A 14191-nucleotide genomic window follows, 5' to 3' on the forward strand; every position below is an offset into this window, starting at 1 on the left:
AAAAATATGATACTCTAATATTTATTCAAATTTTGTTTCTTATATATTTATTATTTTATTTGATAATAATAATTTTTGAAAGTGTTTTTTAATCTGTAATTTTATTTGTTCATATCTAATTTTAGATTGCGATAATAATGCTAAAATCACCCTTTCAATAGATGAATTTAAGGATTTTCATTGACTGAGATTTAGAGAATCTAAATTATCTTGCTAATTTTGCTATATCCAATTGCTTATAATTTATATTTTCTTCATCGTTTTGTTAATATGAAAGTTATATTATGTTTTTTATCTATTTCCTTAATCTTTATTTTGTTGCATGATTTAAAAATGAAATTACTTTGTTTGTAGCTATATTTTTTTCATAAAAAAGTAACCTTTTTAGTACAAGGTAAATATTATTTCCTCCACCTATGTTACTTTTGTTTATTTAAACACAAAAAAATATCATTTTTTTATGATATTCAATACCATTAAGGTTATAATCTTTAGCGAATATTATCACTTTTGTTCTTTTGGTTCTATTTATCAAGCTTATAAATATCGTTAATTAGCATATTTGCCATAATTTTTGTTCTTTCTTCAATATATTCAAATTTTCAAGTATCAGAACTAATCACATTTCGCATTCTATCTTCATATGTAAAATTAATGTTTGCGCAAATAGATACAATTGAATCTTTTTCATATTCCTTTACTTTTATATCAAATTTTTTATTTCCCAACTTTGAATTTGATTTATGTTCAATTAATAGTAAATTTCCTAAATAATCTAAATATTTTAGATGTTTATTTTCTAAATCTTCTGCTGAATATCCATACATACCCTTATACATATTTTCTCAGTCTTTACTTAATGTTTTTGGCATTATATGTTCTATAGTTTCTTTTTCTCTAAAAATATTTTGATTAGTTGTATTTGATTTATTAATAAGATGATATTGTATTCTTCTTAAAAACGCTTCTTGAATTTTTGTTTGTAATATTTTATTAACTAATGACTGTTGAATTTCATCTACTTGTGGTAAAAAAGTATTATTGTTCAATTTATGTTTCTCTTCTTTTATATCTTTTCTTGATATGAAATTATTGATTAATTTAGGAATATTTTCTAGATCTTTATTATCACTTTTATCAATATTTGCCTCTAGAAAATCAATCATCATTAAATATGATTTTTTAAGTGATTGACCAGTACCACGCACTTGAATTAAAAATAAAATCCATTTCTCTATTGCAAATAGTGAATCTCTGAAATATTTTCTATTTTCCTTAGAAATGGTAATTTCACGACTGCCTTGATCTCACTCCCCAAGATTATCTATCAACCAAAAATAAACTATTGATAAATCTTTTTGTTCAAGATTTTGTAATTCTACTAAAGAAAAATTTAAGCAGTTGCTTTTGTTTAAATATTTTTTTGTTTCAATATCCATAAATATTTTAAAATATTTACCAATTTCATCACATCTTAATTTATATTCACTAAAATCAATATTATTATTTTTGTAAATTATTTTAAAATTTTTTAATATTGATAGTTTGTTTTTATCAATATTTTCATTACTACCCAAAATTGCGTGTTTATATGTTACAAAGTTATATAAAAAATCTAAATAGTGCATATCAACTTTATCTTCTTTAACATCTTTCTTATAATGGTCAATATCAAAATTATCGATAAAGGATTTAGTTATTAAATCTTTATTGGCTTTATAAGAATTATTTTCAATGCAATTAAATAAATGATTTTTTACCAAATCATAGCTACTTAGGTCTGTACCTTTTGAGTTTAAATCCTCAAATATTTCCATTTCAGAACTTTTTTCAATATCAAAAAAAATTTTTGCAAATACATATTTATTATAAAAAGTTTCATAAAAAGTATTAAGACGTTCATAATCAAAAGTACTAATTTCTTCATAAAATCAATTATAATTATTATACACATTAGTACCAAAAAACATATTTTTTACTTCATTTAAACTCTTACTTTTATCTAACTTTAAATAAAACTTTAATGCTTCTAATTCTTTCTTTTCTTTTGAGGCAATATATCGATAATCAATTTTACTTTCAGTATAATTAGAGTTCTCAAAAAAATGTTTTAATTCACTTGGAATTACAATAGTATTGTCAATATCTTGTCTTTTAAGGCTACAATATGAATTATAAATTGCTATTAATAGTAATAATGATGTTGTTATTCTTTGTTGGCCATCAATTACTCTTACCATTTTTTCTTCATTAGAACTTTCAGATGAAAATGCCATAGTTCCTAAATATGATGAATTTATATCATTTTTATCTATTTTTTCTAATATACTATAATAAAGATCTTTGCATTGGTCAATAGTTCAAACATATTTTCTTTGATATTCAGGAATGATGAAGTATATAGTTTTATTTAATATGTACTTTGCAAGATGAGCAGACTCGATTGCAATGCTTAAATCATTAAAATTGTATTTTTCAACATCTTTAATAGCGGGCATATTAAGTTTTTCAAAATAAATATTTTCATCAAATGGTTCGATATTAAATTTTTTATTACTGCGCTCATATATAATATAAGACATTATACAATAAAGGGCATTAAGAGCATTAATTTTAAAGGAAATCCCATTATTACCATATGAATACTTTTCATTATCAGCGTGAGCCGCTCTATTTCTAACATCACGTATAAAATATAAAGCTCTCTTGATTACATTGTTAAAGCCTGCGTTTTCTAACTCAGGATTTACTAATGATTGTTTGGATATAATTGCAGATTCACTATCTATGAATGCTTTGATTAATTTACTAAGCGACTGATTTAGTTGCGTAGTTATATTAATATTCTGATTTAATATTTTTTCTAATACTATCCCACAATCTATAAAAAAAGAATTGTCGTCTGGATTGCTAATTAATTTTTTCTCTATTTCTTCTATTTCTATTGCTATATTGCTATATTCTGTATCAAATAAAAAACTAAAATGTTTGCTCATATATGTCCCCCTATTTTATTAAAATTTTAAACGCATCTAATAAATTTTTGTTTAATTTATACTCTCTGAAATAATTACCTTCTTTGAAATTTTTTTTCTTTCTATGATCTGATAAATAACATTCAATTTCTTGATTATTGAGTTCTCCGTTATAATTTAAATTATATATACTAATATTAAATATAATATCTCTTAAGTCATCGTATATAAAAGAGTTAGGATAATTATTTGATATCATTTTTCAATTTTTTCTAATATCTTCTTTTTTATCAATGATTCAATAAGCTGCATTATTATAACTTTTTAAATCTTCATTATATTCTAATACAAGTTTATTTGTTTTTCAAGCATTGATAAAATCTTTATTTTTTTTAGTTATAAACTCTTTAAAGTTATTTTCAAATTTAAATACATTAAATATTAAACCTATTCTAATTGATTGATGTATAGTTGTTGCAGAACACGGCATTTTTTTTGAACTAACAATGTACTTTCCTTTATCATCTTGGCCATTTAGATAAAAACATTTTTTATTATCACTAATAAATGATTCAATCATTGAAGATATAGATGTTCCAATTCTTCAAAAATTCATTTCACTATTATAACCAATATCGTTATTTGAATAGAATAATTTGATTCTACTCATTAAATCAAAATTTGAATTGCTCATAATCATACCTTATTCTATATTTTCTAAATTTCAAATGTAATAAAATAAAACTATTAGTACATTGACAACAATAGAATTTCCAGCCTGTCTATATAAAATATCTGGTTTTATATAACTACATTCGTCATAAATTTTATCAATATCAATATCGTCAAAACCCATTAATAAAAAAGTTTCTCTTGGTGTTAAAAATCTATATTCTGACTTACTATCATCTATATAATCTTTAAGCAAACTATAACCTATATTAATAACACCTGCATTTGGGTGTCTATCCTGTTTTGTTGTTATAGTTCTAGAATATTCTCTCTTATTATCATTTAATTTTGGGTTTTCTTTTCCCATTTTTATTCTACTTTGAGTATTATTTGGGATTGAATTATAAGCTTCTTTAAAAAATTTAATATTTTTATAATTTGTCCTCAGATACGAATCAAGCTTTGTATTTTTAAATATAGTATTTTTTAAACTCTCAATCATAATATTTCTAAAAAGTGATTTAGTGTCAATAGTGTTAGTATATTTATTTGTAAAGAAGCCAGTATCTATTTTTTTATTTAATGTGCTTATTGCAAAAACCCTATTTCTAGATTGTGGTATACCATAATCTTTTGCATTTATTTTCATCGTTGCTGTCTTATAACCATATTTTTCACTTAAATTCGATATTCATTTTTCATAATCAACTCTATGTTTTGGTGAAAGCATATTAATTACATTTTCTAATAATAAATATTTTGGTAAGCGATTAGTTACTTTTAAAATATCTAAAATTTTTTCAACTTGTCATAACAAACTTGACCTTGTATTTTCTGATTTTGCCATTCCAAAATTTTTACCAGCATTAGATAGATCCTGACATGGAAATGAATAAGTTAAAAGATCAATTTTTATATTTCCAATTTTAGAGAATATTATATCCTCATTAATGTCTGTAACGCTTCCTAAATTATTATTTTTTTTATAAGACCAATAAAGATCGCTTATTTCATTATCAGATAATTTATTTAAATTTTTTGCAGGATTTTTTGAATCAAACGAATGTGTAAAATTATTTAAATATTCAAGTTTCTCATTTATATCAATAATATCATTTTGTTCTTTATTATTATGAATTGTATTATATACTATATTAGCTCAAATATCTCACTCACTTATGGCAATAACATCAAAATTAGTTTTAAATTGTTTATTTAATATTTCTAACGCTCTTCTTTGTGCTCCTATTCCAGAGAATAACTCTAGTACATTTATTTTCAACTAAAAACCTCACTTAGTTATTATCCTGTAAAAAAAAAAAAAAAGCAAGGGGATTCTGCTGTAAAATTGGCTAAAAATTTATATTATCTATGAAATTATCACATATTGTTAATAGTTCCTAATTTTTTATGCACGAAAAGTTTAGTGTACGGGTGATAAAAAAAATAAAATTTATTTTTTAATAGATTGAAAAGTTAAAAATTAGTAAAAAAAATATTAAATAATTATTATTTTATACACAAAGACATGATTTAAAAAAGTGTAAAAAGCAAAACGAAGATTAAAACAAAGATTAAAATATAAAAACTGGTTCTTATTCGGTGTATATATAGACTAAATTGGAGTATATAAAAATACTCGAAAGTTATTCAAAAATTAGATGGTATATCTAAATATCTCACAAAAATAATTTTTCTAACTATATATAAAGAGATAGATTTTTAGCTAATCTTTCATAAGAGGTTCTCAATTGTATGAAACAGAAAAATAATTTTATAGAATAAATTTCTAATTCTGACTTTAAAAATAATTTGTCAATTAAAGATCTAAATCACTAAATAATTAACAATTTTATTAATCATTTAAAAACTACTTTAACTTTCTTTCATATTAGCAAAGGTAACCCTAAGGGAGGAAATAATATTTACCTCTCACTATTAGAAAGGTTACTTTTTTTATGAAAAAATATAGTTACAAAACAAAATATCAAGCAATATTAGACTATTCAAATGGAATGAAAATTTGTGAAATAGTTAAAAAATACAACATAACTTCTGGTGCACCGCTTATTTCATATTGGATTATTAGGTATAATAATATTGAAGAATTAAAATTATCTTCAATGAAAGAAGAAGAATATATGACAAAAATTGAATCTGAAGAAATATTAAACAATAAAAAAATGAAAAAACTGAAGCAAGAAAATAAAGAATTAAAATGGGAAAATGAAAAACTTAAGATGCAAAACAATGTGCTAAAAAAGTTCGATCCTTCATGACAGATGCGTGACATGAAGGAGAAGATGACGACTAACTCATATAAGCATCATTCATTTTGTGAAATATATATAAAGGAATTTAAAAGGGCTGCAACTGTTAAAAAAATGTGTGATGTATTGGGAGTATCTGTAAGTAAATATTATGCATTCAAAAAACGTTTTAATTTGTTAAAAAAATCGGAATTCAAATACTGAAATTATCCACCTTTCATCCCTAAATATATATCAAAAGCTAATCCTAATACAGAAGATATGATTACTAAATTTTATACAGCATTTAATGCTCCTGGGAGTGCTTTTACAATAAATAAGTGGATAAAAACTACATATAATGTTAATGTTAGCCGAAAAATCATTCGAGATTACCAATTAAAATACCCCTTAAAATTTCCTGTAGCTGTTCCTTGAACTAAGAGAAGTAAGGCAGTGCGAATTAAACAAAACATTAGAAATGATTTAATTGGAAATGATACATATACAACATGTCCAGGACAAAAAATTGGTATTGATGGAACTTGATTTAAAGATCTATTTATAAATGGAAAAAGAACTAAGTTATTATGTGAAATTGCTTATGATTGATTTACTAGAAAGGTTGTGTCATATTCAATCGGTCAGGGTGAAAACAAAAAAACTGTTGTTTCAACATTATATGGTATATCTAAATATCTGTCAAAAAATGACTTCACAAATTGTATAGTTCAAATGGATAGAGGTTCAGCTAATCTTTCCTATGAAGTTCTAAATTATGAAAATCATTAGCATAATTTTATAATATCAATGTCCGATTCAGGTTTTAAACACAATTCATCAACCGAGGCATTAAATGGTTGAATTAAAGAACAATTCTATTTATCAGTTGGAAATCACTTTAATTCACTTTCAGATTTTTACAAAACATTCAAAACATTTATTAAAAACAAAAATTTATTACAAACTTATATTTACAAACAAAAAAGAGGTGAGATATTTATTTAACTTCTCTCCCCTTAGGGTTAACCATGCTTATCATTCTATTTTACAAATATATTTTTATTTAGAAATTTTGATTAAACACAAATTATTTAACTGAATATTTATGATGCTGAAAAATCTATTGTTGTTTTAATCCAAATGTAATCTTCTAATAACGTGAAATATTTAAGAATAGTTATCCAATTTTAATATTACCATTATATTTTAGTAAGAAGTATTTACAAGCAAGGGAATAATTTAAAAGTTTATTAGAAAATATAATGGTTTTTTATTAGTTATAATGGTATTTATTAATAAATAAGGGTTTCTAAGAAAGAAAATGTATCTGCCAATAATAAAAAAGAAGATTTTTTTACAATTTAAAAAAGAAATTAAAGATGTAAACGTATATTAGAGATTTTTCAATAGTTAGTAAATATACTAGATCTTAGATATAAAAAAATAACTTTAAAAATAATAAAATATCACCCCATTAGAAGCGATATTTGTTTATATTAATAATAAATATTATATACTCGATAATCAAATTTAAGCTATTTTTACTAGTAAATATTGAGTTTATAATTTTTTTTAATAAGAAATTAACATATTAAATGTTCCATCAGTATCTATTGATGTGAATGAAACATAAAATATTTGGTCAGTTACAATGTAAGAATCTTGAAATTTATCCCCTATTGTATAATTATTATCTTCACCTTTTATAGCCTTTGATATACTTATTACATTATTGTGAGATATACTTGTTCCCTTTACAGAGTTAATATATTTATTAACTAAATTAGAATATGTAGATTTAGAATAAGACAAAATAGTTTCAATATCATTTGCGCTAAATTTTATACCTATATCTGGTAATTTAATTTCTGAATTATATTTGCTATCAGTATAATTAATATCATTTTTAACATCATAGTCAAAATTAATATCTATAGTATATTTTGATTCCAATTGAAAATCAGCAAACACTTCTTCTCCATAACTATTGAAATTTTTTATTTCTTCATTCCCATTTACTAAAATCTTGACAGTATTTGAGTAAGAATAATCACCATAACCGACACTTTCTGAATGTGCTATTGCAGATTTGATTTTTACATCTTTTTGAAATAATCAAGACACATCATTTATTAATTGTCTTCTACCATAATTTGCTGTAGCAGCAAATTTGCTTATAGTTGATTTTAATTCTATGTTTGAAGCTTTGTTTTCTACAACTCATTTTTGTATATCATTATATTGTTTAATTAATGAACTAGTATAATCAGCGTCTCCACCTACAAATTTTTTATTTTTATCAATTCAACCAGAAAATTGAAATACTAATGTTTTTTCACCAGAAATACGATCCTTTTCCTTTAAATTATAATTTTTTATTCCATTATTGTCAATTTTTTGATGATTATTAATAGGTGTCATGGCCATAACATTTGATGCTCCACCAGCCATAATTCCAATAGATGCTAGAAATCCTAATAATCTTTTCATTTCTTCCTCCTGAGTGGTAGCTTTCACTACACATTATTATTATACACCAATATCTTGATTTATTATAAATTTATGTACAACCTCATTAATTATAAATAAATTATCACAAATATAATAAAAATAAAGGACCCGCTAGTGTGCTAAATTACAGCTATTTTACTCTCTTAAATGCTAGTGCTACTTGTGGATTATTAATTAGAAATATTTGCAATCAAAAAAATAAAAATTTATTTTAAATAATTAATTAAACAATTATAGCCTATTTGAAGAGGTGTAAATTTCATTAAAATTTAGGGTTTAAAAGGGTTTTTATTTATGTTCAAACTATAATCAATCGAGCTCCTCTATCTAAAAATTTACTAATCAATTTTAGAATCTATCTTATTTACAATAAGGTTTGCTAATTTTTTGCTAGACTGAGGATTTTGACCGGTCAAAATTAAACCATCCTCAATCGTGTGGGCAGAAAAATCATCGGTTTTGATAAAGTTTGCTTTTTGTTCTACTAAAACATCTTCTAAAGAAAATGGAACTATTTTTTCAAGTTTTGCCTTAATTTCTTCTGTATTTGTAAAACCGGTGATCTTTTTATTTTCTACTACTCATTTGTCATTTCTTTTAACATTACATAATGCAGATAATCCATGACATACAGCAGCAACATATTTATTATCATCTAAAAACTTATTAATCAAATCACTAACAAGTTTTGAATTTGCAAAATCTACAAGTGCACCATGGCCACCAGCAAAGTAAATAGCATCAAATTCATCTAAATCAAGGTCTGTTATTTTTTTTGAATTTGTGATTATTTTTAATTCCTTATCATACTTTTCTAAATAATCATTGTTAATAGAAATTTGGTCAATTGGAATATTGCCCCCTAATAAACTGCTTATTGTTGTTTTAAAATTGTTAGCATTAAAAATCTCCCATGGTTCGATAATTTCATCAGCTCACAATCCTGTTGGGTGTCCGTTCATATTATTTGCATTTGTACCAACAATTAAAATATTTTTTTTCATAGTTTCTCATTTCTATATTAAATTTAAATTTTTTAAATAATTTAACTAATAGTTAAATAACAATACAATAAAATTCAATACCAACATTTTTGTTAATATTGAATTTTAGGTTGCTATATTTATAATTTTATTAACTATTTGTTGCTTTTGCTAAATGGTTTTCAAGATATAATGATTTTTGCATTGTATAATGTTTTCTTGCGTAAATTGTTTTTAATGTTTGTGTTGCCATTTTAACAATAAAAATACCTCTCATTATTTCAAGTTGTGCATAGAAGAAGTTAAGACCACTTGATAAAATTCCTTTGCTCTCAAAGATTGCCGAAAACATTCTAGCAATTCCGCTCAATATTGAAAGTATTGACATTCATATTGTCACTACTAACCCAATTGTGATAAATATAATATTTATCATTGCGAATAAACCTTTAAAAAATCCTCCAGCTGAATTACTTTCATATATTCCATCAATTCTATCTTTTTTAAACAATAGAACGTTTATTAAACCATAAATAAGGAATATACCTGGTGCAATAGCTATTTTTAATAACATGTTATTTGTAATATAATTATTATTTAATACATACATTCCAGCCAAATCAATGAAAGCTAATATTCCAATAATAGAACATATTATTCCAGTTAATTTAGATAAAACTATTTTTGTAGAAGATCTTGTTGTAGATTCTGTGTTTGGAATACAATAACTAATAATTAATGGAATTAGAAATTGACCTCCCAATATCCCAAAACAAACTAGCGCATATTTATTCTCCATTAAAAATTCATCAGAGAATTTTAATAGATACAAAATAAGTATAGCAGATGAGATTCCACAAATAAATATAAATTGCGCAACATAGATTAGAGTAATTGCATATTCCCTAGAAATATCAGTATTATCTTCTAAAATGTTTGATTTTAAATAAAATGTTGCAGATATTAGAATTGCTCCCAGAATTATATAAATTATAGAAAGACATTTAATTCAACCTTTACGTAAATGGTCATGTTGATAATATTTTCGTCTCATAAAATCACCTCAATCTAATTATATCATATTTATAAAAGGTGTGATAATTTAATAAAAAATAAGATTAAATATAAATTTATTTATTAATTAATAAGTTGTAATATTTTCAAATTCTTTTAACTTGTAGTTGAAAAAAATAGCAATATGAATGTCATAAGTAATTTTTTATATATAATTAAAGAAAGGGAAAAAAATGAAAGAAAGAAAGAAATCTAGTTCAAAATATATTAAAGAAAAATTCACAAACCAACTATTTAGATATTCTAAACTAGATAATCACGATCTTTTAAAGGAATTAAATATCCCAGCTTTTGGAAATAACAAGTCTAGAAAGAAGAGAATATCAAAATTTGGAACAAATATTAGTCAAAAACCTAGATTTAGTTTCTTAAAAAATAGTTTATTAGTTTGTATTCAACCTTTTAATCTTTTATTAATTTGTCTTATCATCCTTGATTTTTTAACTTATTTTGTTATTAATAAGGACCACCAAGATATTGGAGAGATAGTATCCGCTATAGTTTCGATTATAATTTTTTGTATGACATTTACAATCAATATAATTGAGCGATATGAGGAATTTAAGTCAGAACAAATATCTCGTGAGATGCAGGTTAATAACTATTTTATTATTAAAAATGAGATCCCACCTATTGATGAAATAAGATTTGAAAAAATAAGCAACGACCTCACACAAATTAAATATGACAAAATAACAAATGGTGATGTAATAATTTTAAATGTTGGAGATACAATACCATGTGACATGAGAATTTTATGATCACATAATTTTAAGGTAAATGACAATCTTTTCCGTGGAAAGGATATAAGAGTTGGAAAGAGTAATAAATATAAAGATGTTGAAGAATTTTATGATTTAGAAAATATAATATTGGCTCACTCATATGTTACTGATGGTTATGCTATTTGTGTGGCAATAGAAATAGGTAAAAAAAGATTATCAAACTATGTGGACCATAATTTATCGAAAGAAAATAAGAACTTTTATTCAAGAGGAATTACAAAAATAACAAAATATTTACTTTTAAGTGTCCTTATTGTTTTTCCAATAATTTTTCTAACTTCATATTTTACAACAGTCGAGAGTCTTAGAGTAATTCTTGATACACTTTTATATTCAATTACAATTGTTGTTTCCCTTATACCCGAAGCTCTTCCAGCAATTATTGGTTTTATTCTCCAAAATGGAAGCAAACATATTAAAGATGATAACATCATTGTTAAAAAACTAGATACAATTCAAAATCTAGGTGCAATGGATTTATTTATTAGTGATGTTAAGGGGGTTATTACAAAAGATAAACCAACCTTGATAAAGGGGATAGATATTAATAAAAATAAATCTGATAATGTAATGAAATTAGCTTATTTAAATGCCTATTTTCAACATTCAATGCATTTTCATTATGAAAAGGCAATACTTAACCACTATGAAAATGTCCCCGATTTTGTTAAAGATTACCAAGTTTCAAAAGAACTTTATGTATCATTAACACAAAAGAATGGAAGTGTTTTCATTCGAAAAAACAATATTGAATTAAAAATAGTTGTTACTTCACTTGATGATATTTTTAAATCATTGGAAAAATATCGCGACGGTGAAAATGTATGGAATATCTCAACAGATATCTTATTTTTAATAAATGGATATTGTCGTGAAATTTTGGCCCAAGGATTAGAACCTCTCATTGTTGCAACCAAAGAAATAAATATAAATAAAAAAGAATCACAAGATATATTAACATTTGAAGGTATTATAGTATTTTATGATGAATTACGAGATGATGCTCAAGATGCAATGTTTATGTTTGATAAATATAATGTAGATTTTAAAATTCAATCAAATGATAGTATGGATTATCTAACTCATATTAGTTCATTAATTGGGATAGATAAAATAAGTCCTTTAGATAGTCAAGGGTTTGCAAAAATGAATGCAAAAGAACAGTGATTTAATATATCAAACACAAATATTTATAATAAGTTAACCAATATTCAAAAAGTTCAGGTTATTAAATCTTATAAGAAAAATAATCATGTGGTAGGATTTCTTGGGGATGGAAGAAGTGATTTACAAGCCATAAAAGCAGCGGATATAGGAATAACACCCAATAACTCAATGCCTCTTGCAAAAAGATTTGCAGATATAATAATTTTGGAAAATAAATTAACAACATTTGATAATACGATCAAATGAGGTAGAATTACATTCTTAAATACAATCAAATTTTTAAAGTTAGCAATTACAACAAATATTGGTTTATTTCTATTTTTAGCAATCAATGGAATGTGATTGACTTTTGTGCCAATGACAAATATTGACCTTTTAATTCAAAATTTACTTGTTGATATATGTTATATTGCTTTTATGGTTGATAAAGTTGATAATGAACAACTAGCAAAACCAATAAAATGAAGTAAACGCGAGCTTGTTATCTATGTCTTTATAAACTCTATTGTCCAACCAATAATATCAACAATGAATTTGGTTATTATTTGTTTTGGTTTGGATTGATATAAAGGTCAAAACACAACATCAGAAAATATAAAATTAATTCAATCATCAGTGTTTGTGGAATCTTTTATAACTAAAATTCTCTTATTTTTTATTTTGAGAACAAATAAAATTTTATTTTATAAGGATAAACCAGATTATCGCTATACACTAACTATGTCTATTATTATGTTTCTTGTAGTTTTACTACCTTTTATTCCTGGCTTAAATAATACTATTAGCTTAGAAAAATTAAGTATTTCATTTATTCCGGTAATGGTTGGAAATATTGTTGGATGTATTTTTATTTCCTCATTCATAAAATATCTATATATTAAATTATTTAAAGTATGATTATAAACAAAATAATAGTTTAAAATAAATTACATATAAAGCTTTTTAGTTTTTTCGTCTAAGTTTGTTGTGGCATTTTTCTTTAAAATGTCTATTTCTTTTACAAATATCCCTACTTCTGAATTGTAAAACTCAATTAAAACATTATGCAGAACGACAAGATCAATAATATTATACTTTTTCTTTATTATTGAAGAATATTTTTCTCCTTTAAGATCTTTTAACATTTCGATAAAAGAATCTGGTTGGACAACCTCTCCAAGGTGCAAACAATAGTAACAAACAAAACCCTTATTTACATAATCAAATCTAGCTATTAGTTTTTTAGGAAATTTATTGCATCTTATACATTTATTTAAAATTCATATATACCCTGTAAAAGATATTAAAAAGCACAAGAAAAATAAATATGCTTGAAAGGTATTTTTATCATTTCTTAAATATTCTAAATACTTTATTAGTGTATCATATATAATTGCATTTTTTTTAGTCCCTAAGTATTCCCCATCAACTAATTTTGAGAGAATATCAACAGATATTTTTAAATAAAGATAATTCTGAATGTTTTTTGCAATTTCTATATTACTCTCTATGATATATCCAGTTTTTAATTTAGACATACTTTCTTTTTTTCTAGCCTTAAAGATTTCAAATTGTGATATTGACATATCTTGAATAGCATATCTATTTTTAGATTTCATTGTATTTACACCAAGTGCATATATTGACATCTTACCAAATTCGCGAGAAAAAACAGTGATAACTTTTTTATTATATTCAATATCTGAACTATTTAGAACGATTGCATTAATTTTTGTAAAACTCATAATTAAATTATATATAAATTAGAAAAAAGAATACAAAATTTAGATAGA

Annotated in this window: 10 protein-coding genes; 3 read left to right on the forward strand and 7 right to left on the reverse strand. The window is 23.7% G+C overall.

The features are described from left to right. Positions 1 to 524: 524 nt before the first annotated feature. Genes AAHM97_RS03440 through dcm form a run of 3 tightly spaced genes read right to left on the reverse strand, consistent with a single transcriptional unit; the run spans position 525 to position 4929 of the window. Positions 525 to 2996 carry a DUF262 domain-containing HNH endonuclease family protein gene (locus AAHM97_RS03440; protein WP_342268548.1) on the reverse strand — a complete coding sequence of 824 codons (2472 nt, stop codon included), beginning with the start codon at positions 2994 to 2996 and terminating at the stop codon, positions 525 to 527. 10 nt (positions 2997 to 3006) lie between these two features. Then, complete coding sequence (locus AAHM97_RS03445; RefSeq protein WP_342268549.1) at positions 3007 to 3669, reverse strand: hypothetical protein; 663 nt, start codon at positions 3667 to 3669, stop codon at positions 3007 to 3009. 9 nt (positions 3670 to 3678) lie between these two features. Further along, positions 3679 to 4929, reverse strand: coding sequence for a DNA (cytosine-5-)-methyltransferase (gene dcm / locus AAHM97_RS03450; RefSeq protein ID WP_342268550.1), 1251 nt, complete (start codon positions 4927 to 4929; stop codon positions 3679 to 3681). Positions 4930 to 5605: 676 nt separating this feature from the next. Here dcm and AAHM97_RS03455 point away from each other — a divergent pair. Together AAHM97_RS03455 and AAHM97_RS03460 are read left to right on the forward strand one after the other, a co-directional pair. Then, a complete protein-coding gene (locus tag AAHM97_RS03455) occupies positions 5606 to 6688 on the forward strand; it encodes a hypothetical protein (RefSeq protein ID WP_342268551.1) in 1083 nt (360 codons plus the stop codon). Positions 6689 to 6706: 18 nt separating this feature from the next. Next, positions 6707 to 6904, forward strand: a complete 198-nt coding sequence (locus tag AAHM97_RS03460) for a hypothetical protein (RefSeq protein WP_342268552.1) — start codon at positions 6707 to 6709, stop codon at positions 6902 to 6904. A gap of 567 nt (positions 6905 to 7471) precedes the next feature. Here AAHM97_RS03460 and AAHM97_RS03465 read toward each other — a convergent pair. The 3 genes from AAHM97_RS03465 to AAHM97_RS03475 form a co-directional block, all read right to left on the reverse strand. Further along, positions 7472 to 8389 (reverse strand): hypothetical protein, encoded by a 918-nt coding sequence (locus AAHM97_RS03465; protein WP_342268553.1) that lies wholly within the window; start codon positions 8387 to 8389, stop codon positions 7472 to 7474. A gap of 359 nt (positions 8390 to 8748) precedes the next feature. Further along, the gene (locus AAHM97_RS03470) at positions 8749 to 9414 is read right to left on the reverse strand and encodes a type 1 glutamine amidotransferase domain-containing protein (protein WP_342268554.1); all 666 of its coding nucleotides are present in this window, start codon (positions 9412 to 9414) and stop codon (positions 8749 to 8751) included. Positions 9415 to 9544: 130 nt separating this feature from the next. After that, positions 9545 to 10447 carry a hypothetical protein gene (locus AAHM97_RS03475; RefSeq protein ID WP_342268555.1) on the reverse strand — a complete coding sequence of 301 codons (903 nt, stop codon included), beginning with the start codon at positions 10445 to 10447 and terminating at the stop codon, positions 9545 to 9547. Positions 10448 to 10640: 193 nt separating this feature from the next. On the opposite strand from AAHM97_RS03475, the gene AAHM97_RS03480 reads away from it, so the two are divergent. Further along, on the forward strand, positions 10641 to 13322 hold the full coding sequence (locus AAHM97_RS03480; RefSeq protein ID WP_342268556.1) for an HAD-IC family P-type ATPase: 2682 nt from the start codon (positions 10641 to 10643) through the stop codon (positions 13320 to 13322). Between the two features lie 23 nt (positions 13323 to 13345). On the opposite strand, the gene recO is transcribed toward AAHM97_RS03480, so the two are convergent. Continuing rightward, complete coding sequence (gene recO / locus AAHM97_RS03485) at positions 13346 to 14143, reverse strand: DNA repair protein RecO (protein WP_342268557.1); 798 nt, start codon at positions 14141 to 14143, stop codon at positions 13346 to 13348. Between the last annotated feature and the right edge of the window lie 48 nt (positions 14144 to 14191).

The organism is Spiroplasma endosymbiont of Aspidapion aeneum, from assembly GCF_964031045.1.
Lineage (GTDB): Bacteria > Bacillota_I > Bacilli_A > Mycoplasmatales > Mycoplasmataceae.